Annotated in this window: 32 protein-coding genes and 1 pseudogene; 1 reads left to right on the top strand and 32 read right to left on the bottom strand. The window is 49.0% G+C overall.

Features of this window, described 5'->3' with window-relative positions; all coding sequences use genetic code 11:
- Positions 1-213 precede the first annotated feature (213 nt).
- The 3 genes from ONV78_RS31510 to ONV78_RS31500 all read right to left on the bottom strand — a co-directional run bounded on the left by ONV78_RS31510 (position 214) and on the right by ONV78_RS31500 (position 2,688).
- Positions 214-402, bottom strand: a complete 189-nt coding sequence (locus ONV78_RS31510; RefSeq protein WP_279508561.1) for a hypothetical protein — start codon at positions 400-402, stop codon at positions 214-216.
- 255 nt (positions 403-657) lie between these two features.
- Entirely contained in the window at positions 658-1,290 is a 633-nt protein-coding gene (gene ssb, locus ONV78_RS31505; protein WP_279508560.1) for a single-stranded DNA-binding protein, read from the bottom strand.
- A 15-nt stretch (positions 1,291-1,305) separates the two neighbouring features.
- The gene (locus ONV78_RS31500) at positions 1,306-2,688 is read right to left on the bottom strand and encodes an MFS transporter (RefSeq protein WP_279508559.1); all 1,383 of its coding nucleotides are present in this window, start codon (positions 2,686-2,688) and stop codon (positions 1,306-1,308) included.
- A gap of 144 nt (positions 2,689-2,832) precedes the next feature.
- Between ONV78_RS31500 and uvrA the strand changes: the two genes are divergently transcribed.
- On the top strand, positions 2,833-5,658 hold the full coding sequence (uvrA, locus tag ONV78_RS31495; RefSeq protein ID WP_279508558.1) for an excinuclease ABC subunit UvrA: 2,826 nt from the start codon (positions 2,833-2,835) through the stop codon (positions 5,656-5,658).
- Between the two features lie 121 nt (positions 5,659-5,779).
- Here the strand turns inward: uvrA and rplQ are convergent, their stop codons facing one another.
- The 29 genes and pseudogenes from rplQ to tuf form a co-directional block, all read right to left on the bottom strand.
- Positions 5,780-6,169, bottom strand: a complete 390-nt coding sequence (gene rplQ, locus ONV78_RS31490; RefSeq protein ID WP_011399894.1) for a 50S ribosomal protein L17 — start codon at positions 6,167-6,169, stop codon at positions 5,780-5,782.
- Positions 6,170-6,203: 34 nt separating this feature from the next.
- Positions 6,204-7,208: a DNA-directed RNA polymerase subunit alpha gene (gene rpoA / locus ONV78_RS31485; protein ID WP_011399895.1), complete on the bottom strand. Its 1,005-nt coding sequence runs from the start codon at positions 7,206-7,208 to the stop codon at positions 6,204-6,206.
- A 33-nt stretch (positions 7,209-7,241) separates the two neighbouring features.
- Positions 7,242-7,862, bottom strand: coding sequence for a 30S ribosomal protein S4 (rpsD, locus tag ONV78_RS31480; RefSeq protein ID WP_011399896.1), 621 nt, complete (start codon positions 7,860-7,862; stop codon positions 7,242-7,244).
- Between the two features lie 15 nt (positions 7,863-7,877).
- Positions 7,878-8,267, bottom strand: coding sequence for a 30S ribosomal protein S11 (gene rpsK / locus ONV78_RS31475; protein ID WP_011399897.1), 390 nt, complete (start codon positions 8,265-8,267; stop codon positions 7,878-7,880).
- 16 nt (positions 8,268-8,283) lie between these two features.
- A complete protein-coding gene (gene rpsM, locus ONV78_RS31470; protein WP_127973648.1) occupies positions 8,284-8,640 on the bottom strand; it encodes a 30S ribosomal protein S13 in 357 nt (118 codons plus the stop codon).
- 104 nt (positions 8,641-8,744) lie between these two features.
- Positions 8,745-8,861, bottom strand: a complete 117-nt coding sequence (gene rpmJ, locus ONV78_RS31465; RefSeq protein ID WP_011399899.1) for a 50S ribosomal protein L36 — start codon at positions 8,859-8,861, stop codon at positions 8,745-8,747.
- Between the two features lie 44 nt (positions 8,862-8,905).
- Positions 8,906-10,237 carry a preprotein translocase subunit SecY gene (secY, locus tag ONV78_RS31460; protein ID WP_127973649.1) on the bottom strand — a complete coding sequence of 444 codons (1,332 nt, stop codon included), beginning with the start codon at positions 10,235-10,237 and terminating at the stop codon, positions 8,906-8,908.
- On the bottom strand, positions 10,238-10,672 hold the full coding sequence (gene rplO / locus ONV78_RS31455; RefSeq protein WP_127973650.1) for a 50S ribosomal protein L15: 435 nt from the start codon (positions 10,670-10,672) through the stop codon (positions 10,238-10,240).
- Between the two features lies 1 nt (position 10,673).
- Positions 10,674-10,865: a 50S ribosomal protein L30 gene (gene rpmD, locus ONV78_RS31450; RefSeq protein ID WP_011399902.1), complete on the bottom strand. Its 192-nt coding sequence runs from the start codon at positions 10,863-10,865 to the stop codon at positions 10,674-10,676.
- A 3-nt stretch (positions 10,866-10,868) separates the two neighbouring features.
- The gene (rpsE, locus tag ONV78_RS31445) at positions 10,869-11,372 is read right to left on the bottom strand and encodes a 30S ribosomal protein S5 (RefSeq protein ID WP_011399903.1); all 504 of its coding nucleotides are present in this window, start codon (positions 11,370-11,372) and stop codon (positions 10,869-10,871) included.
- Between the two features lie 12 nt (positions 11,373-11,384).
- The gene (rplR, locus tag ONV78_RS31440; protein WP_216737725.1) at positions 11,385-11,735 is read right to left on the bottom strand and encodes a 50S ribosomal protein L18; all 351 of its coding nucleotides are present in this window, start codon (positions 11,733-11,735) and stop codon (positions 11,385-11,387) included.
- 9 nt (positions 11,736-11,744) lie between these two features.
- Positions 11,745-12,278: a 50S ribosomal protein L6 gene (gene rplF / locus ONV78_RS31435; protein ID WP_011399905.1), complete on the bottom strand. Its 534-nt coding sequence runs from the start codon at positions 12,276-12,278 to the stop codon at positions 11,745-11,747.
- 9 nt (positions 12,279-12,287) lie between these two features.
- Positions 12,288-12,680: a 30S ribosomal protein S8 gene (gene rpsH / locus ONV78_RS31430; protein WP_216737726.1), complete on the bottom strand. Its 393-nt coding sequence runs from the start codon at positions 12,678-12,680 to the stop codon at positions 12,288-12,290.
- 75 nt (positions 12,681-12,755) lie between these two features.
- Positions 12,756-13,061: a 30S ribosomal protein S14 gene (rpsN, locus tag ONV78_RS31425; protein ID WP_216737727.1), complete on the bottom strand. Its 306-nt coding sequence runs from the start codon at positions 13,059-13,061 to the stop codon at positions 12,756-12,758.
- A gap of 11 nt (positions 13,062-13,072) precedes the next feature.
- Positions 13,073-13,612 (bottom strand): 50S ribosomal protein L5, encoded by a 540-nt coding sequence (rplE, locus tag ONV78_RS31420; RefSeq protein ID WP_127973654.1) that lies wholly within the window; start codon positions 13,610-13,612, stop codon positions 13,073-13,075.
- A gap of 17 nt (positions 13,613-13,629) precedes the next feature.
- A complete protein-coding gene (gene rplX, locus ONV78_RS31415; protein WP_011399909.1) occupies positions 13,630-13,947 on the bottom strand; it encodes a 50S ribosomal protein L24 in 318 nt (105 codons plus the stop codon).
- Between the two features lie 14 nt (positions 13,948-13,961).
- Positions 13,962-14,330: a 50S ribosomal protein L14 gene (gene rplN, locus ONV78_RS31410; RefSeq protein ID WP_011399910.1), complete on the bottom strand. Its 369-nt coding sequence runs from the start codon at positions 14,328-14,330 to the stop codon at positions 13,962-13,964.
- 30 nt (positions 14,331-14,360) lie between these two features.
- A complete protein-coding gene (rpsQ, locus tag ONV78_RS31405; protein ID WP_011399911.1) occupies positions 14,361-14,627 on the bottom strand; it encodes a 30S ribosomal protein S17 in 267 nt (88 codons plus the stop codon).
- Between the two features lies 1 nt (position 14,628).
- Positions 14,629-14,820 carry a 50S ribosomal protein L29 gene (gene rpmC / locus ONV78_RS31400; protein ID WP_127973655.1) on the bottom strand — a complete coding sequence of 64 codons (192 nt, stop codon included), beginning with the start codon at positions 14,818-14,820 and terminating at the stop codon, positions 14,629-14,631.
- The gene (gene rplP / locus ONV78_RS31395) at positions 14,821-15,234 is read right to left on the bottom strand and encodes a 50S ribosomal protein L16 (protein WP_127973656.1); all 414 of its coding nucleotides are present in this window, start codon (positions 15,232-15,234) and stop codon (positions 14,821-14,823) included.
- An 11-nt stretch (positions 15,235-15,245) separates the two neighbouring features.
- Positions 15,246-15,929: a 30S ribosomal protein S3 gene (gene rpsC, locus ONV78_RS31390; RefSeq protein WP_127973657.1), complete on the bottom strand. Its 684-nt coding sequence runs from the start codon at positions 15,927-15,929 to the stop codon at positions 15,246-15,248.
- A gap of 10 nt (positions 15,930-15,939) precedes the next feature.
- Positions 15,940-16,272: a 50S ribosomal protein L22 gene (rplV, locus tag ONV78_RS31385; RefSeq protein ID WP_011399915.1), complete on the bottom strand. Its 333-nt coding sequence runs from the start codon at positions 16,270-16,272 to the stop codon at positions 15,940-15,942.
- A gap of 12 nt (positions 16,273-16,284) precedes the next feature.
- Positions 16,285-16,560 (bottom strand): 30S ribosomal protein S19, encoded by a 276-nt coding sequence (rpsS, locus tag ONV78_RS31380; protein WP_011399916.1) that lies wholly within the window; start codon positions 16,558-16,560, stop codon positions 16,285-16,287.
- 11 nt (positions 16,561-16,571) lie between these two features.
- Positions 16,572-17,396, bottom strand: a complete 825-nt coding sequence (rplB, locus tag ONV78_RS31375) for a 50S ribosomal protein L2 (protein WP_127973658.1) — start codon at positions 17,394-17,396, stop codon at positions 16,572-16,574.
- Between the two features lie 14 nt (positions 17,397-17,410).
- Positions 17,411-17,707 carry a 50S ribosomal protein L23 gene (gene rplW / locus ONV78_RS31370; protein ID WP_279508552.1) on the bottom strand — a complete coding sequence of 99 codons (297 nt, stop codon included), beginning with the start codon at positions 17,705-17,707 and terminating at the stop codon, positions 17,411-17,413.
- Positions 17,704-18,312, bottom strand: coding sequence for a 50S ribosomal protein L4 (gene rplD, locus ONV78_RS31365; protein WP_011399919.1), 609 nt, complete (start codon positions 18,310-18,312; stop codon positions 17,704-17,706). The genes rplW and rplD overlap by 4 nt, the downstream gene beginning before the upstream one ends.
- 12 nt (positions 18,313-18,324) lie before the next feature.
- Positions 18,325-18,963 (bottom strand): 50S ribosomal protein L3, encoded by a 639-nt coding sequence (rplC, locus tag ONV78_RS31360; protein WP_127973661.1) that lies wholly within the window; start codon positions 18,961-18,963, stop codon positions 18,325-18,327.
- Between the two features lie 92 nt (positions 18,964-19,055).
- The gene (gene rpsJ / locus ONV78_RS31355; protein WP_011399921.1) at positions 19,056-19,367 is read right to left on the bottom strand and encodes a 30S ribosomal protein S10; all 312 of its coding nucleotides are present in this window, start codon (positions 19,365-19,367) and stop codon (positions 19,056-19,058) included.
- A gap of 154 nt (positions 19,368-19,521) precedes the next feature.
- Positions 19,522-19,864 (bottom strand): annotated as a pseudogene (gene tuf / locus ONV78_RS31350) (elongation factor Tu); the annotation flags it as partial.

The raw sequence follows: 19,864 nt of genomic DNA, 5'->3' as shown, positions 1-19,864 counted from the left end.
GACCAGTTCCCTGTAAATAAAACAGGATCCCAACCATTTACATATACTATTTTTTCTTCACCATACTATTTCATAACTATTACCAGGCAAACTCGAATTCGATAAACGAAGATCTCGCAACCATGAAAAATATTGCCAGACAGTTGTCAATCGCCAATTAAAACCATGTGGGCCAACAGCTTTTGATTCGACCAATCTTCCACTAACAAACGCCTAATTAAAAGCAGAGCCACCTGAAATAAAATTCGTCATATCCATTCCATGAAGTTCAGCCCACTCATGCAACATTGCCACTTCCCTTAAGTCTCTAATTAATGCATCATAAGCAAGAGCTCTTCGGCCCAGAATGAATTCATTTCCCATACAAACTGCAAGATCATCTTTACCTAATAGTATTGGCATCAATTCACCATAAGAATGCGAGATCATCCTCACCTGAATTTTAAGCAGCTTCTAATTAAACAGCTATTAAATTCACATTTAATTTTACAATCAATATTTTCTCGAAACTCTTATCCGCTCATAAAATTCAAGAAACAAAAAAGCCTTCAGCAACATTACAGTCGTTGAAGGCTTTCAAATAGATTCAAACCAATTAAGTCAACAGGTTAAATAATTCGTTAAAACAATAAGCTTACAATTAATTTATTATTCAGATCAAAATGGAATATCGTCGTCAAAGTCGTCCATAGGCTCTGGCATGGGCGGCTTTGGTTGCTGAGGCTGTTGCGGGCGTTGTTGCCCCTGATTCGGAGCGGAATAGCCGCCACTTGAGGCGCCATAGTTGTTATTGGAAGCGCCACCGTAATTGTTGTTGGAAGGAGCGCCGCCATAGTTACCCGCAGGCGCAGCTGCTGGAGCACCGCCGTAGTTATCGCCGGAAGGAGCCGATTGCTGCCAACCATCGTTGTAACCTTGCGAGTTATCCATACCACCACCGCCACTACGGCTGTCGAGCATCTGCATCTGACCTTGCATGTCTACAACAATCTCAGTGCTGTAGCGGTCCTGTCCAGATTGGTCCTGCCATTTGCGCGTTTGCAGACGACCTTCAATATATACTTTGGAGCCTTTTCTCAGGTACTGAGCGGCAATCTCCGCCAGCTTGCCGAACAGCACAACCCGGTGCCATTCTGTACGCGGCACCAGTTGTCCCGTCTGCTTGTCTTTATAACTCTCGTCAGTCGCCAACCTCAGGTTGGAAATCGCGCTGCCGGAGGGGGTATAACGTGTTTCCGGATCGCTACCCAAATTACCAATTAGAATTACTTTATTTACACCACGCGCCATATCGCTCTCCAAACGTTATCCCTCAACCTGGGCGGTGAGAGGGTAATTTACCAGCGCTTTCTCATCAAAGCGCTGTCTATCAATCTTTAAATACGCCAAGTGTTCTTCGATCACCAGAGTGACGTCTTCAACACCATGAATTTGCGTCAGTTCCTGCGCTATCTTGTCCGCCGCGTCCACATTAAACGGCTGCAGCGACAGCACATAACTCGCTGTGTAGGGAGGATCAGGCATGAACAGGGACACTCCGCCCCATACTACCGCCATCACTGTACAAAGACCATACACTCCCATCAAACCAAACTTCTGATAAGCCAGTCCACCTAGGACGCCCCCTAGAAAGGCCCCAAAGAACTGCGAGCTGGAGTACACTCCCATCGCTGTTCCCCGCATTCCCGCGGGCGCCACCTTGCTGACCAAAGAAGGCAAAGTCGCTTCCAAGAAGTTGAAAGCCAAGAAAAAGCCGAATACAGCCAGGGTAAACCCGATAAAGTCGTTCACCCCTTTCATTACAATCATGAGAGCCGCCGCCATTAACCAGACAGCTCCAGTGAAAACCTGTCGCAAAAGGCGCTTTTTCTCGCCAATGATGATCAGCGGAATCATGAACACGAAGGCTCCGCCCATCACCGTCAGATAAAACCAGCCATGTCGATCCGCGGCCATATTAAATTTATCCGCCAATGTAACCGGCATTGCGACAAACATCGCCGTCAATATCATATGCAGCGAGAATATTCCCCAGTTTAGACGCATCAGCTCTTTATGCTGAAAGACATCCCGCAGGGCGGAACGAAGCACTATCGTTTCCAAGTTGCGCCGCTGCTGCAACGGGGTCGGCACTTTATACAACAAAACCATTCCTGACAACGCCATGCACGCCGTCGCCCAAAACAGTCCAGACAATCCTGCAAAGCCTGAAATCAATGGCCCCAGCACCAGCGCCAACGCAAATGACAGCCCGATCGTCATTCCCACAGTCGCCATGGCCTTGGTGCGATTCTCTTCCTGCGTCAAATCACTGAGCAACGCCATTAATACGCTGGCGATGGCGCCAGCTCCTTGCAATAGACGACCAAAGATAACCCCATAAATATGGTCGCTTAATGCAGCGACAACACTGCCAAGGCAGAATAATCCCAAACCGATCAAGATCAGTTTCTTCCGGCCAAAACGGTCAGACAGCGCCCCAAAAGGCACCTGCATGACAGCCTGACTCAAGCCGTAAACGCCTATGGCGAGGCCCAACAACGCTGGCGTTGCTCCTTCAAGCTCTCTGCCCAGCACCATGAAAACCGGCAGCACCATAAACAGCCCAAGCATTCGCATGGCGTACAACGAAGCCAGCGCGGAGACAGCGCGGCGCTCCTGGGGCATAAACCTCTGCGTCTTTTGCATTTAACTACCGTACCAGTCCATCAAAAAGCGCATATTGTAGCATTTGACCAGCCACTTATTAATCGATTCGCTGTCGCTTTGCTCATCCTGTTTCCGTACTTATATAATGACCGGCTGTAAATTCCGGAGGTGAAAAAGAATTTTATGGACACGATCCAAGTCCGCGGAGCCCGAACTCACAATCTTAAGAATGTCGACCTGGACTTGCCGAGAGACAAGCTCATCGTCATTACCGGGCTATCAGGCTCAGGCAAGTCATCCCTGGCTTTTGATACGCTGTACGCGGAGGGACAGCGGCGCTATGTGGAGTCGCTGTCTACTTACGCCAGGCAGTTCCTGTCCATGATGGAGAAGCCAGACGTTGACCATATAGAAGGTCTTTCACCCGCTATTTCCATCGAGCAGAAGTCCACCTCCCATAACCCTCGCTCCACTGTCGGCACCATTACAGAAATCTATGACTACCTGCGTCTGCTGTTCGCACGCGCTGGAGAGCCTCGCTGCCCGGACCACGACATCGTTCTCGAAGCCCAAACAGTCAGTCAGATGGTTGATCGAATCCTTGAGTTGCCTCAGGAAAGCAAGTGGATGTTGCTGGCTCCAGTCATACGTAATCGCAAAGGCGAACACCTTCATGTGATCGAGGGACTACGCGCGCAAGGCTTCATTCGTGCGCGCATCGACGGTATCGTGACAGACCTTGACGACGTACCTCAGTTAGATAAAAAGCGTAAACACACCATTGAGGTTGTGGTTGATCGACTCAAGATCCGCGCAGATATTCAGACACGGTTGGCCGAGTCTATCGAAACCTGTATTGAGTTAGCCGAAGGCGTCGTTATCGCCGCGCCAATGGACGGAGACGGCGAAGAACTGATCTTTTCAGCACTATTCGCCTGTCCTGAGTGTGGGTACAGCGTCAGCGAACTCGAACCGAGAGTCTTCTCTTTTAACAATCCAGCTGGCGCCTGCCCAAGTTGTGATGGACTTGGCGTAAAGCAGTATTTTGACCCCGATAAACTCGTAGAGCGTCCAGAGCTGACATTGGCTGAAGGCGCTATCAAAGGATGGGATAGGCGCAGCGTATTCTACTTTCAAATGCTGACCAGCCTTGCGGACCATTATGAAGTCGACATTGAAACGCCTTTTGAATCACTTCCAGAGTCTTTCCAAAATGCGCTGTTAAAAGGCAGCGGACGCACCGATATCAAGTTCAAATATGTGAATAGCCGCGGAGACATAGTCTTCAGGGAGCACCCATTCGAAGGCATATTGCCCAATATTGAACGTCGCTACCGGGAAACGGACTCGCAAATGGTGCGAGACGAGCTGTCCAAGTTTCTCACCCAGAAGTCCTGTCCAGACTGCCACGGCAGCCGACTAAAACGCTCCTCTCGTCATGTGTTTATTGATAATAAGAGCCTGCCGGATACATCTCGCATGGCCATCGGCGACGCTTCCAACTTCTTTCATCATTTATCGCTACCTGGCCGTAAAGGAGAGATCGCGTCGAAGATCGTTAAAGAAATCCAGCTACGCCTGCAATTTCTTGTTAACGTGGGACTGGATTATCTGACTCTGGATCGCAGCGCAGAAACTCTTTCTGGAGGAGAAGCCCAGCGTATCAGATTAGCCAGTCAGATAGGCGCTGGACTGGTTGGCGTCATGTACGTGCTCGACGAGCCTTCTATTGGCCTGCACCAGAGAGACAATGATCGTCTGTTGGCCACGCTGACCCACCTGCGAGATCTCGGCAATACAGTAATCGTGGTTGAGCACGACGAAGACGCCATTCGTATGGCGGACTATGTCGTAGACATCGGGCCTGGAGCGGGAGTCCATGGCGGAGAAATCGTCGCTCAGGGCTCTCCTGAACAGGTCATGGAAAGTGATAAGTCCATCACCGGCCAATATCTGAAGGGAACGCGCTGCATTGCTGTTCCAGAACAAAGAGTGCAGCCAGATCCAGACAAACAGCTCATTATTACCGGAGCTACCGGGAATAACCTGCAGTCCGTCACGCTTAAAGTCCCAGTGGGACTGTTTACCTGCATCACAGGGGTGTCAGGATCCGGTAAATCCACGCTGATCAATAGTACGCTCTATCCAATTGCCGCCACCAGGCTCAACATGGCGACAACTCTGACTCCTGAGCCCTATGGGTCTATTGAAGGACTCGATCATTTCGATAAAGTCATTGATATCGACCAAAGCCCGATCGGACGCACGCCAAGATCCAACCCCGCGACCTACACAGGTATATTCACCCCGATAAGAGAACTTTTCGCGGCGACTCAAGAGGCCAGGTCTCGCGGCTATAAACCGGGAAGATTCAGCTTTAACGTACGGGGAGGACGCTGTGAGGCCTGCCAGGGTGACGGGGTTATCAAAGTAGAAATGCACTTTTTGCCCGACCTCTATGTCCCCTGCGATGTATGCAAAGGCAAACGCTATAACCGCGAAACTCTTGAAGTTACCTATAAAGGCAAGTCAATTCACGACGTTCTGGAGATGACGGTTGAGGACGCCCGAGAGTTTTTCGACGCAATTCCAGCCATCGCCAAAAAGCTTCAGACGTTGATTGATGTCGGTCTTTCTTACATCCGCCTCGGCCAAAGCGCAGTCACCTTATCGGGAGGCGAAGCTCAACGCGTTAAGCTTTCACGAGAACTGTCTAAGCGAGATACAGGTAAAACCCTGTACATCCTTGACGAGCCCACGACTGGCTTGCATTTCTTTGATATTGATCAGTTACTTAAGGTACTGCATCGCCTGCGTGATCACGGAAATACCATTGTAGTAATTGAGCATAACCTTGATGTGATTAAAACAGCGGATTGGATTATCGACCTTGGACCAGAGGGAGGAAGCCGGGGCGGATTGATTATCGCCGAAGGCGCTCCGGAAACAGTTAAAGACAATGACAAGTCTCATACCGCACATTTCTTGAAACGCATTCTGGAAAGCTAGCTGGCAGAAAATGATCAGGAAGCCGCGAGAAATCAACGCTTCCTTATCTCGAAAAAGGCCTTCGTATGGCGCAGGCACAAAAAAAGCCGCTAAAAGCGGCTTTTTAATATCCGAGAAGATCTTACTCTTCGTTGTCGCCTTCGGCTTCAACTACCGGACGGTCCACTAGCTCAACAAAAGCCATTGGAGCACTGTCGCCCGGTCTCAGACCGCACTTGAGAATACGCAGATAACCACCAGGGCGATCTTTGTAACGAGGACCAATCTCTTCGAACAGCTTGGTCACTGCATCTCTGCTTCTCAGACGAGAGAAAGCAAGACGGCGGTTAGCTACAGAATCACTTTTAGCCAAAGTGATTAGCGGCTCAGCCACTCTTCTCAGTTCTTTCGCTTTGGGCACCGTGGTTTTGATCAGCTCATGCTCTACCAACGATGCCGCCATATTCCGGAACATCGACTTGCGATGCGCGCTAGTCCGGTTAAATTTACGACCACTTTTACGATGACGCATCTTCTTTATCCTTCAACTACACTGTTGGCGCGCATTAGCCGCCTAATACCCGATCATCGCCCCGAATGCTGGCGGGAGGCCAGTTTTCAAGACGCATACCTAAAGACAAGCCGCGTGAAGCAAGCACGTCTTTAATTTCGGTTAATGATTTCTTGCCTAGGTTAGGAGTCTTCAGAAGCTCCACCTCAGTGCGTTGAATGAGATCACCGATATAGTAGATGTTCTCAGCTTTTAAGCAGTTCGCTGAACGCACAGTCAGTTCTAAATCATCAACCGGCCGCAGAAGAATCGGATCGATTTCTTCTTGCTCTTCAACTTTTTCTGGCTCATTTTGCTGATCAAAATCTACAAAGACAGCAAGCTGCTGTTGCAGAATTGTCGCTGCCCTACGGATTGCTTCCTCAGGATCAATCGTTCCGTTTGTTTCCAAGTCGATAACCAACTTGTCCAAATCGGTACGCTGCTCAACCCGAGCGCTTTCAACGTTATAAGCAACACGGAGCACTGGGCTGAAAGAAGAATCAAGCTGCAATCTTCCAATTGCTCTTGTTTCGTCATCAGCTGAGTTCCGCTGATCCGCAGGCTCATAACCACGCCCACGAGCCACTTTCAGTTTCATCTTAACGTCGCCATTCGAGTTAAGATTGCAAATGACCATATCTGGATTAGCAATCTCAACATCATGATCAAGTTGGATATCGCTAGCCAATACTGGACCAGCGCCCTTCTTGTTCAGGGACAACGTTGCTTCATCGCGGTTGTGCATTTTGATGGCGAGATTCTTCAAGTTCAGAAGAATCTCAATCACATCTTCCTGCACACCTTCAACGGTGCTGTACTCGTGAAGAACGCCGTCGATCTCAACTTCGACGACAGCGCAACCCGGCATTGAAGACAGCAAAATGCGGCGTAATGCACTTCCTAAAGTATGCCCGAAACCGCGTTCGAGCGGTTCCAGGGTCACCTTTGCGTGAGTCGCATTGATTTGATTCACCTCGATAGTACGAGGTGTAAGAAATTCGTTTAATGAACGCTGCATAGACGCCCCTACTGGCTGAATTAGTTGCTGGCCTTACTTAGAGTAGAGCTCCACAATCAGGTTTTCGTTAATATCTGGAGACAGATCAGTACGCTCAGGAACTGATTTGAAGGTTCCAGACATCTTCGCAGCATCAACTTCAATCCACTCCAGAGTTGCACGCTGTGCGGCCAACTCAAGAGAGCCTTTAATGCGAAGCTGATTCTTTGATTTCTCGCGAATGCTTACTACATCGCCAGGCTTGACCTGATAGGACGGAATATTTACAGCCTTACCATTCACCAGAATCGCCTTGTGTGACACCAACTGACGGGCTTCGGAGCGGGTGGAGCCGAATCCCATACGGTATACAACATTATCCAGACGACGCTCTAACAACTGGAGCAAGTTCTCGCCTGTAGCGCCTTTAATGCGGGCTGCTTCTTTATAGTAGTTACGGAATTGCTTTTCCAGAACTCCGTACATACGACGTACTTTTTGCTTTTCACGCAACTGTAGACCATAGTCGGAAAGACGACCACGACGTTGGCCATGTTGCCCAGGAGCGGTCTCCATGTTGCACTTGCTATCAAGCGCGCGAGCTCCACTCTTCAAAAACAGGTCTGTGCCTTCACGGCGAGACAATTTACATTTCGGTCCAATATAACGAGCCATTAGACTTCTTCCTCTTTAAACTCGACGCTTTTTGGGAGGACGGCATCCGTTATGTGGGATCGGAGTAACATCAGTGATGTTAGTGATCTTATACCCACATGCGTTCAATGCACGAATTGCGGACTCGCGACCGGGTCCAGGTCCTTTAACCAAAACATCTAGGTTTTTTAGGCCGTATTCAGCAGCCGCATTACCGGCTCTTTCAGCTGCTACCTGCGCAGCAAAAGGTGTGCTCTTTCTGGAACCACGGAATCCTGAACCACCAGAAGTCGCCCAGCTTAGAGCGTTACCCTGACGGTCGGTAATGGTTACGATAGTGTTGTTGAATGAAGCGTGGATATGCGCTACGCCGTCAACAACGGTCTTTTTCACCTTTTTACGGGTACGTGTACCTGGTTTTGCCATGCTCTATTCCTGATACTTATTTACGAATAGGCTTACGAGGACCTTTGCGGGTGCGCGCATTTGTCTTAGTGCGCTGCCCTCGTACCGGCAAGCTATGACGGTGACGTAAACCGCGATAGCAGCCGAGATCCTTCAGCCGTTTAATGTTCATTTGCACTTCACGACGCAAATCGCCTTCAACAACCATTTTGGCGATTTCGTTCCTCAGTACGTCCAGCTGCTCCTCAGACAGGTCTTTAACCTTAGATTGAGGGCTGATGCCGGTTCTCTCACAAAGGCCACGTGAAGTGGTGCGCCCGATCCCATAAATATAGGTCAGGGACACTTCTGTGTGCTTGTTATCGGGGATATTGACACCCGCTATACGTGCCATCCATCTTACTCCGCATAAATGTTATTGGTAATAATTACCAACAAATTAAAAGGCGCAGAATGATAGCGCCTTCGTGTATACAAATCAAGCAACAGAGCTAAATATTAGCCTTGTTTCTGCTTGTGTCTTGGTTCTGTGCTGCAGATTACCATTACCGCGCCATTACGACGGATAATTTTGCACCCACGACACATTTTCTTTACTGATGCTCTAACTTTCATTGCTATTCTCCAGTCTCACGCCGATTACTTTAAAACTTGCTCGACTATCGGACCAAACCGCTCTTGCCGTAATTCTTCAGGTTCGACTTCTTCATGAGCGAATCATATTGATGCGACATGAGGTGCGACTGAACCTGGGCCATGAAATCCATGACCACAACTACAACAATTAACAAGGAAGTTCCGCCAAAATAGAAAGGAACATTCCAAGACACCACTAAAAACTGTGGCAGTAACGCCACAGCTGCAATATACAAAGCGCCGAACACCGTTAAGCGGGTAAGAACGCCATCAATATATTTAGCAGTGTTTTCCCCAGGACGAATACCAGGAACAAATGCGCCAGAACGCTTCAAATTGTCGGCGACTTCCTTGGGGTTATACATTAATGCTGTGTAGAAGAAGCAGAAGAACACAACTGCTATCGCAAACAGAATAATGTATAGCGGTTGGCTTGGACCAAGTGCCTGCGAAACAACCTGCAACCACTCCATACCTTCGCCCTTGCCAAACCATTGCCCCAACGATGCTGGAAACAAAAGAATGCTAGAGGCGAATATAGGAGGAATTACACCAGCCATATTCACTTTCAAGGGAAGATGGCTGCTTTGCTGAGCATATACCTTGCGCCCTTGCTGACGACGTGCATAGTTGATGGTGATGCGGCGTTGCCCGCGCTCCATGAAAACCACGAACGCGATAATTGCTACTGCGAATACTGCAACAGCAATTAATGTCAGAACACTCAACTCGCCGAGACGCGCCTGCTCGAATGTCTGACCAACCGCACCAGGCAAACCTGCAACAATACCAGAGAAGATCAGTAACGAAATCCCGTTACCGATACCTCTCTCAGTAATTTGCTCGCCTACCCACATCAAAAATACCGCGCCACAGACGAAGGTAACGACAGCGACAAAGAAGAAGCTCGGTCCGGTTGTAAAGGTGACACCTTGATTCGCCAGACCGACAGAAATACCAAACGCCTGAACGGTCGCAAGCAGCACTGTACCATATCTAGTGTACTGACTGATCTTGCGCCTACCCGCTTCCCCCTCTTTCTTCAGTTGCTCCAGTTGCGGACTAACGACAGTCAACAACTGCATAATGATCGATGCAGAAATATAAGGCATGATACCCAGAGCAAAAATACTCATACGTTCCAGGGCTCCCCCTGAAAACATATTAAACAAGCTCAAGATAGTGCCCTGATTCTGATCAAAGAGCGCCGCGAGTCTATCGGGATTAATTCCTGGTACAGGTATGTGGGCACCAACTCGATATACAAGTATCGCCAACAGTACAAACCAAAGCCGAGCACGAAGCTCGGCAAGGCCTTTACCTGCACCTGCGGGTAATGCGTTTAGTTTGGCCATTTATTCCTCGACTTTGCCACCTGCGGCTTGGATTGCTTCTTGCGCGCCTTTGGTCACTTTCAGTCCTTTAACAGTCACCGCACGGGTAATCTCTCCGGACAGAATAACCTTGACCTGCTTAGCCTGTTGAGCAACGATGCTAGCCGCTTTCAAAGCCGCCAAATCGATAACATCAGTACCAAGGCTGTCGATTTCACTCAGTCTAACTTCTTCAGAGTAACGGCCAACCCTTGAGGTGAAGCCGAACTTGGGCAGACGACGCTGCAAAGGCTGTTGACCGCCTTCAAAGCCAGGTCTGATAGTTCCGCCAGAGCGGGAAGTTTGACCTTTGTGACCACGGCCACCGGTTTTACCCAACCCGCTACCGATTCCACGGCCCAACCTTTTAGGGGACTGTTTGGAACCTTCGGCCGGCTTGAGAGTATTCATTTTCATATTACTCTCCTTCCACCTTCACCAGATAGTTAACCTTGTTAATCATACCTCTTACAGCAGCAGTATCTTCTACTTCCACGGTATGATTAATTTTTCTCAAACCCAAGCCGCGAACGCAGTCCTTGTGCTTGGGCAGGATTCCGATAGTACTCTTTACCAGAGTTACCTTAATAGTCTTTGCTGCATTGGCCATGACTTACCCCAGAATCTCTTCCACAGTCTTACCACGCTTAGCTGCAATCTCCTCAGGAGCTTGCATGGCTTTTAAGCCTTCGAACGTGGCACGAACGACGTTAACAGGGTTGGTTGAGCCGTAACACTTAGCCAATACGTTTTGTACGCCAGCGACTTCCAATACAGCGCGCATTGCGCCGCCTGCGATAATACCTGTACCTTCAGAAGCAGGCTGCATAAACACCTTAGCGGAGCCATGACGCGCCTTGACTGGATACTGTAAGGTATTGCCGTTCAAAGTTACGGTAATCATGTTCTTGCGGGCGGCGTCCATAGCTTTCTGGATCGCTACAGGCACTTCACGCGCTTTACCACGACCAAAGCCTACTTTACCGTTCCCATCGCCAACTACGGTCAAAGCTGTGAAGCCGAAAATACGACCACCTTTAACAACCTTAGCCACGCGGTTGACCTGAACAAGCTTCTCCTGGAGCTCTGCTCCTTTTTGCTGCTCGTTATTTGTCATATATTCAACCTCTTAAAACTCGAGTCCGTTTTCCCGCGCAGCATCAGCTAACGCTTTTACACGACCATGGTACTTGAAGCCGGAACGGTCAAAAGCCACTTTGGTAATGCCTGCAGCCTTAGCTCTTTCCGCGATCATTGCGCCAACTTTACCTGCAGCTTCTACGTTGCCGGTAGTGCCTGCACGCAAATCTTTATCCAAAGTGGAAGCAGTAGCCAAAACCTTGCTTCCATCCGCGCTGATAATTTGCGCGTAGATATGACGCGGCGTCCGATTGATGCTCAATCTGTCGACACCGAGTTCACGAATTTTATAACGGGTTTTCTTAGCCCGACGTAACCGAGAAATCTTTTTGTCACTCATAGCCGCGCCCTACTTCTTCTTAGCTTCTTTAACTCGAACTTGCTCGCCGGAGTAGCGAACACCCTTTCCTTTATATGGTTCAGGCGGTCTGATACTACGGATTTCAGCAGCAACCTGCCCAACCTTTTGCTTATCGATACCACGAATCACAATTTCAGTTTGGGTGGGAGTCTCAGCTGTAATTCCCTCAGGAATTTCGAATACTACAGGGTGAGAAAAGCCAAGAGTCAGGTTGATCGCCTTGCCTTGAGCCTGCGCTCTGTAACCTACGCCAATCAGTTCCAACTTGCGCTCAAAACCTTGAGTAACGCCGAGAACCATGTTGTTGATCAACGCACGCGTGGTTCCAGCCAATGCACGTGCTTGGTTGGAGCCTTCTTTTGGACCAAACGTCAATGCGCCATCTTCCTGTTTCACTTCAACAGAAGGATGAACAGACAAAGAAAGAGCGCCTTTGCCGCCCTTGATATTAACCAGCCGACCGTCGAACTTAACCTCTACGCCAGCGGGAATCTGTACTGGATTTTTTGCTACCCTAGACATGATTCACTCCTAGAAGACGGTACAAATAACTTCACCACCAACGCCGGCTTTACGAGCTGCTCTATCAGTCATAACGCCTTTGGAAGTGGATACGATCGCGATACCCAAGCCACCATTTACGGTAGGCAGGTCATTAGCGGCTTTGTACTGGCGCAGACCTGGACGGCTCACTCGGCTAATATTCTCAATAACCGGAGTGCCTTGGTAATACTTCAGTGTGATCTCAAGAACAGGCTTCGCTTCTTCACTAGCTTGAAAATCAGTGATAAAACCTTCTTCTTTCAAGACGTTGGCCACAGCGACCTTCATCTTTGAGGAGGGCATACGCACAGTTTCTTTTTCCGCCATCTGTGCGTTACGGATACGGGTAAACATATCCGCTAAGGTATCTTGCATACTCATTTAATAGCTCCAAACATTTTAGTTGTGCAGCGCTTTCGGCCTAACGGCCGAAAGACGCTTACCAACGGTCGAGCGTTACCAGCTTGCCTTTTTCAAACCTGGCACATCACCGCGCATTGCGGCTTCGCGAAGTTTAATTCGGGACAGACGGAACTTTCTCAATACCGCATGCGGACGACCAGTTACTTGGCAGCGATTGCGCAGTCTTGAGGGACTAGCGTCTCTCGGCAGCTGCTGCAATTTCATCTGCGCTTCCCAACGCTCTTCATCAGAGACGTTCGGATTTGCAATAATGGCCTTCAACGCAGCGCGCTTCTCAGCGTATTTCGCTACGGTTTTTTCACGCTTGAGCTCACGCTCGCGCATTCCAACTTTTGCCATATCAGTTCACCTTATTTTCTGAACGGGAAGCTGAACGCGCTAAGCAGCGCTCTGCCTTCGTCGTCAGTGTTTGCGGAGGTCGTGATGGTGATATCCATTCCGCGGACTTTATCGATTTTATCGTAATCGATCTCCGGGAAGATAATCTGCTCTTTCACGCCCATAGAGTAGTTTCCACGCCCGTCGAATGACTTCTGGTTCAAACCACGGAAGTCACGTACACGAGGAATAGCTACATCAACCAGACGCTCAAAGAATTCCCACATACGATCGCCACGCAAAGTAACTTTGCAACCGATAGGAAAACCTTGACGAATTTTAAAGCCAGCTACGGATTTGCGAGCTTTAGTTACTACAACCTTTTGACCGGTAATAGCTTCCAAGTCAGCTGCCGCCGCTTCGATCTGCTTTTTATCGCCAAGAGCTTCGCCGACACCCATGTTAAGGGTAATCTTCTCAATACGAGGCACCTGCATAACGCTGCTGTAGGACATTTCCTTCATCAGCGCAGGAATAACCTCTTTCTGATATACCTCTTTATACTTTGGCATAATCAACCACCTAACCTTTAGTTATCGACAAGTTCGTTTGTCGACTTGAAGATGCGCACTTTCTTACCGTCTTCAAGAATCTTAAAGCCAATACGATCAGGCTTATCGGTGGCTGAATTAAAGATCGCCACGTTTGAAGCTTGAATGGGCGCCTCTTTCTCGACGATGCCGCCAGCAGTACCCAGCATAGGGTTTGGCTTGGTATGACGCTTAACCATATTGACGCCACTGACAACCAGCTTGCCGTCTTTCTGGACGCGATTTACTTTACCGCGCTTCCCTTTATCTCTACCTGCTATGACGACAACTTCGTCGCCTTTTCTGATCTTGTTCATATCTGGTCTGACTCCTATAGCACTTCCGGGGCCAGCGAGATAATTTTCATAAATTTCTCGCCACGCAGTTCCCGTGTCACCGGCCCGAAGATACGAGTACCGATGGGCTGTTCCTGGTTATTCAAAAGAACAGCGGCATTGCCATCAAAACGAATCAAGGAACCATCCTGTCTACGTACGCCCTTACGGGTACGTACTACGACAGCTTTAAGAACCTGACCTTTCTTTACTTTCCCGCGGGGAATAGCTTCTTTAACAGAAACTTTAATCACGTCGCCGATACTTGCGTAACGACGGTGTGAACCACCCAGCACTTTAATACACATTACTCGACGGGCTCCGCTGTTGTCGGCCACGTCAAGCACGGTTTGCGTCTGAATCATCGGTTATCTCCACCTAACAGCTTTGCTTGACTAGACTTTTTCGGCCCGCTCAACAATGTTCACAAGCTTCCACGACTTAGTCTTGGAAAGAGGACGAGACTCTTGAACTTGAACGGTATCGCCAATGCGACATTCGTTGTTCTCGTCATGAGCATGAAGCTTGCTTGAGCGCTTAACATACTTGCCGTACAGGGGATGCTTCACGCGACGCTCAACCAAGACCACAATGGACTTATCCATCTTGTCACTAACGACCTTACCGGTCTCAGTGCGCACGCTTTTCTCGTTCGCGGTCATATCACTCACCTGCCTTCTGATTTAAGACTGTCTTGACACGAGCAATGTCGCGACGCACTTTACGCAGAAGATGGACTTGATTTAATTGGCCCGTCGCCTTGCGCATCCGCAAGTTGAATTGCTCTTTCAACAAAGAGATCAGTTCATTACTGAGCTCTTCCTGAGTTTTGTTTCTCAATTCTGCAGCTTTCATTTACATCACCGTTCTTGTCACAAAAGTAGTTGCGACAGGAAGTTTAGCCGCTGCAAGCGCAAACGCCTCGCGGGCCAATTCCTCACTTACCCCTTCCATCTCGTAAAGCATACGGCCTGGCTCAATCTCCGCCACCCAGTACTCAACTGGACCTTTACCTTTACCCATACGGACTTCTAGAGGTTTCTTGGTAATCGGCTTATCCGGGAATATACGGATCCAGATCTTACCGCCACGCTTAATACGACGAGTCATAGTACGACGCGCTGCTTCGATTTGTCGGGCAGTTATGCGTCCACGTCCAGTCGCTTTTAAACCAAATTCACCAAAACTTACTTTGTTTCCGCGTTGCGCCAAGCCAGTGTTGCGGCCTTTGTGGACTTTGCGGAATTTCGTACGCTTAGGTTGCAACATTTCACTGCCCCCTACTTAGAACTTTTCTTTTTAGCTGCTTTCTTTTCAGCGCGAACCTGTTCAATACCACCCAGGATTTCGCCCTTAAAGATCCATACCTTCACACCAATCACACCATAAGTGGTATGCGCTTCGTGCGTAGCGTAGTCAATATCAGCACGAAGAGTGTGCAAAGGCACGCGACCTTCACGGTACCATTCAGTACGGGCAATTTCTGCACCGCCCAAACGGCCGCCAACTTGAATTTTGATACCTTTGGCGCCTTGACGCATCGCATTCTGAACCGCGCGCTTCATTGCACGACGAAACATAACACGGCGCTCCAATTGGCCGGCAACGCCAGCAGCAACCAGTTTAGCGTCCAAATCAGGCTTACGAATCTCTTCTATGTTGATGTGCACAGGCACTTTCATCAACTCGCCAACTTCCTGGCGCAGTCTATCTACGTCTTCACCTTTTTTACCGATTACAATACCCGGACGGGCTGTATGAATAGTAATCTTGGCGTTTTGAGGTGGACGCTCGATGATGACCTTGCTCACGGAAGCTTTTTCAAGCTTCTTCATCAGAAACTCGCGAACCTTGATATCAGTCAGCAAATGATCTGAATAGTTCTTTTTGTCTGCGTACCAGACTGAATTGTGATCTTTAACGATCCCCAGTCGAATACCGACTGGATTAACCTTTTGACCCATCTGCTATCTCCTACTCTTCGGCTACCTTGACGGTGATATGGCAAGTCCGCTTGAAAATGCGATCCGCCCGACCTTTCGCTCTAGGCTTAATCCGCTTCATTGTAGGACCTTCGTCTACGCAGATAGTGGCCACCTTCAGCTCATCAACATCCAGCCCTTCGTTATGCTCAGCATTGGCGATAGCTGACTCCAGCACTTTCTTGATAATGCTAGAAGCCTTTTTGGGACTAAAGGTCAATATGTCCAACGCTTCTTCAACCCGCTTACCGCGCACCTGATCTGCAACTAAACGAGCTTTCTGAGCAGATAAGCGAGCACCAAATAATTTTGCCGCTACTTCCATCTCTATACCCTCTTACCGTTTAGCTTTCTTGTCTGCAGCGTGTCCGCGATAAGTACGTGTGGCTGCAAATTCACCCAGTTTATGGCCGACCATGTCTTCAGTCACATAGACAGGAACATGTTGACGACCGTTATGAACTGCGATAGTTAAACCAACCATTTCCGGAAAAATGGTGGAACGACGTGACCAAGTTTTAATTGGCTTCTTGTCTTTGACTTCTACCGCTGTCTCCACTTTCTTGAGAAGGTGAAGATCAATAAATGGACCTTTCTTTAAGGAACGTGGCACGAGAGACCCCCTTACTTAGCTTTGCGACGACGCACAATCATTTTGTCTGTACGCTTGTTCTTACGAGTTTTGTAACCCTTCGTAGGAACACCCCAAGGAGTAACCGGGTGCTTACCAAAGTTACGCCCTTCACCACCACCATGCGGGTGGTCAACTGGGTTCATCGCAGTACCACGAACGGTAGGTCTTACCCCACGCCAGCGTTTAGCACCAGCTTTTCCGTATACACGCAGGTTGTTCTCGCTATTGGATACTTCGCCCAATGTAGCGCGACACTCTACAAGCACCTTACGCATCTCGCCGGAGCGCAAACGGATTGTTGCATATGCCCCTTCACGAGCAACGACCTGGGCCGAAGCGCCAGCGCTTCTAGCAATCTGAGCACCCTTGCCTGGCTTCATTTCGATACAATGAACGACAGAACCTACGGGAATGTTTCTCAGAGGCAGGCAGCTTCCCACGCGAATCGGAGCTTCTTGTCCGGAAGCGATTGCGTCACCTACAGATACGCCCTTAGGAGCAATAATGTAACGACGCTCTCCGTCGGCATATTTCAACAGAGCAATATGCGCGGTACGGTTAGGGTCATATTCCAAGCGCTCAACAACAGCAGGAATGCCATCCTTGGTGCGCTTAAAGTCGACAACACGATACAACTGCTTATGGCCGCCGCCCTGATGGCGTACAGTAATTCGACCTGCGTTGTTGCGTCCGCCGTTCTTACGTTTTTTCTCAGTCAACGACGCCAAAGGAGCGCCTTTATGCAGTGACGGATTTGTAACAGCCACTACATGTCTACGACCGGGAGATGTTGGTTTAGTTTTAACAACTGGCATTATTCGCTCCCCCCTTACTCGACATCTACAAAATCGATAGATTGACCGGAGGCAAGACGAACATATGCCTTACGAACATCATTGCGCTTACCCATACCGCGTGCGGTGCGCTTGGTTTTACCCTTGATATTCACAACCTGCACCGACTCAACCTTAACATCAAACAAAGCTTCAACCGCTTTTTTAATCTCGGGCTTTTTGGCATCGGCCGCCACACGGAAGACCACTTGATTGTTGATTTCCGCTAACAATGTGGCCTTTTCCGAAATATGGGGCCCAAGCAAAACCTTATAGAGCCTTTCTTGGTTCATCCCAACATCTCCTCAATTTTCTTAAGCGCAGAGACAGTAACTAGCACCTTGTCATGCGCGATAAGGCTGACAGGGTTAATAGCAACAGCGTCACACACATCGACATGCGGAATGTTACGGGAAGCCAAATACAGGTTTTGATCAACCGCATCCGCTACTATTAATACATTCTCAAGCCCAAGGTCCTTCAACTTCGCATTGAACTGCTTGGTCTTTGGAGCTTCTACAGCCATTTCCTCAACAACAACCAGGCGTTCCTGTCTAACAAGTTCAGACAGAATTGACTGCATTGCTGCGCGGTACATCTTTTTGTTCACTTTCTGAGAGTGATCCAACGGCGTAGCAGCGAATGTTTTACCGCCGCCTCTCCAGATAGGGCTGCGAATAGTACCCGCACGAGCACGGCCACTACCCTTTTGACGCCATGGTTTCTTTCCACCGCCGCTCACTTGGGAGCGTGTCTTCTGGGCTTTTGAACCCTGACGACCACCAGCCAAATAAGCAGTAACTACTTGGTGAACCAGAGCTTCGTTAAAATCTCTTGCAAAGGCCACGTCAGATACTGAAACAGTACCCTTACCCGCACCATTAATCGTTAACTCCATCTCTCACCCCTCTTATGCTTTAACCGCGGGCTTGATAACCACGTCTGCGCCGGTCGCTCCAGGAACTGCGCCCTTAATCAGAAGCAAACCTTTCTCTTCGTCGACTCTTACAATTTTAAGAGTCTGCACAGTGACGTTTTTATTGCCCATCTGGCCAGCCATTTTTTTGCCTTTGAACACTCGTCCAGGAGACTGGTTCTGACCAATAGAGCCAGGAGCGCGATGAGAAAGAGAGTTACCGTGAGTGGCATCTTGAGTAGAGAAGTTCCAGCGTTTGATAACGCCAGCAAAACCTTTACCCTTTGAACGCCCAGACACATCAACTTTTTGTCCGGCTTCAAAGATAGTGACGGGAACTTCGTCGCCAACCTTGTACTCGGCAGAGTCAGTGGCGTCCAAAGTAAATTCACAAACAACACGTCCAGCTTCAACGCCAGCTTTAGCAAAATGGCCCGCCATGGGCTTATTTACGCGCGACGCCTTCACTGAACCAGAAGCCACCTGAATTGCCCGATAACCGTCAACCTCAAGACTTTTAACCTGAGCAATGACGTTTTTCTCGACCTGAATCACAGTGACCGGGACGGCTGCGCCGTCATCTTCAAACAAACGAGTCATGCCAGCCTTACGGCCGACTAAACCAATCGCCATTTTTCACCTCTTAGTGCACGGGGCTTTCACCCTCTATGGCCACATACAAAAGTGTTACACCAATGAAGCGACGCCATATGCGTCAACCTTGCTTAGCCTAGGCTAATTTGGACATCAACGCCCGCTGCAAGATCCAGCTTCATCAGTGCGTCTACAGTTTTCTCTGTAGGCTCAACAATATCCAACAAGCGCTTATGAGTGCGAATCTCGTACTGATCGCGCGCATCTTTGTTTACGTGCGGAGATATCAGCACCGTAAAGCGCTCTTTTTTGGTTGGCAAAGGGATTGGCCCGCGAACTTGCGCACCAGTACGTTTTGCCGTATCAACGATCTCTTGCGTAGACTGATCGATCAAACGATAGTCGAACGCTTTTAGCCTGATTCTAATTTTCTGGCCTTGCATTTATTTACTCCGAATCCAACGACGGAAGACAGCCATACCCTACAAAAAGGAGCCGCATTTTAAGCAGCTGGCCATTTCCTGTCAAGAGCACTTTTTAAACAGCTCAATAAAAAAGGGGGAGCGAGCTCCCCCTTTACCTTATGACTGACTAGTCTTACTCGAAAATTTTAGCAACAACGCCAGCGCCAACTGTACGGCCGCCTTCACGAATCGCGAAGCGCAAACCTTCTTCCATCGCGATCGGAGCGATCAGGCTAACTTTCATTTTTACGTTGTCACCAGGCATAACCATCTCTACGCCTTCTGGCAATTCACACGCACCAGTCACATCCGTTGTACGGAAGTAGAACTGAGGGCGGTAGCCTTTGAAGAAAGGAGTATGACGCCCACCTTCGTCTTTGCTCAGCACGTATACTTCTGACTCAAATACGGTGTGCGGAGTAATAGTTCCTGGCTTGGCCAATACTTGACCGCGCTCTACGTCATCACGCTTAGTA

This window comes from Hahella sp. CR1, from assembly GCF_029813005.1.
GTDB lineage: Bacteria > Pseudomonadota > Gammaproteobacteria > Pseudomonadales > Oleiphilaceae > Hahella.
The sequence above is the reverse complement of the archived record's forward strand: the minus strand, read 5'-3'. Positions and strand labels throughout refer to the sequence as shown.